Source organism: Planktothrix paucivesiculata PCC 9631 (genome assembly GCF_900009265.2).
Lineage (GTDB): Bacteria > Cyanobacteriota > Cyanobacteriia > Cyanobacteriales > Microcoleaceae > Planktothrix > Planktothrix paucivesiculata.
This window is the reverse complement of record NZ_LR735069.1, coordinates 1-509: the sequence shown is the minus strand read 5'-3', so window position 1 is coordinate 509 and position 509 is coordinate 1. Positions and strand designations below refer to the sequence as shown.

At 35.2% G+C, this 509-nt stretch carries 1 pseudogene; it reads right to left on the bottom strand.

The window, feature by feature from the left end:
- Window positions 1-509 (bottom strand): annotated as a pseudogene (locus PL9631_RS26420) (hypothetical protein); the annotation flags it as partial.

The following is a 509-nucleotide window of genomic DNA, read 5'->3' as shown; positions in this document are numbered from 1 at the left end:
AATTTAGCCGTAACTTCTTTAACTAATCTATCATCTTCAGTGTCTCTTTTATAAGCTAAAGCCGCACCCATTTCGGCTCTATAAGCGTCACGTTCCCGTAGTGCGATCGCATCTTGAAGTTCATCACTAATGACATTAGAAAATAATGTGAATCTATAATCTTTTGGGGTTGTATCTTCGACAAGATTAGGATATCGCCAATAACTATTAACTAAACTTACTATTCGAGTAACAGTATCAGTTAAATTGTTATTCACAAGACAAGGACGGTTAAGGTAACAATCATCAGATTTTAAATCCTTGAGCCATTGAATATCAGCACCAGATTTATCTAGGAAATCCTTAACAACTTTTAGACCATCTTGATTATTAGGATAAGCGGATTTTAAACTATCAACGGCTATTTGAAGTTCTTGGGATAGAAAATCAATAATTCTCATTTCCCCTTCCTTTGGGATATCTAAAACAATCAATTCAGCCCCAATAGCTCTAGCTCTACCCAACAAACT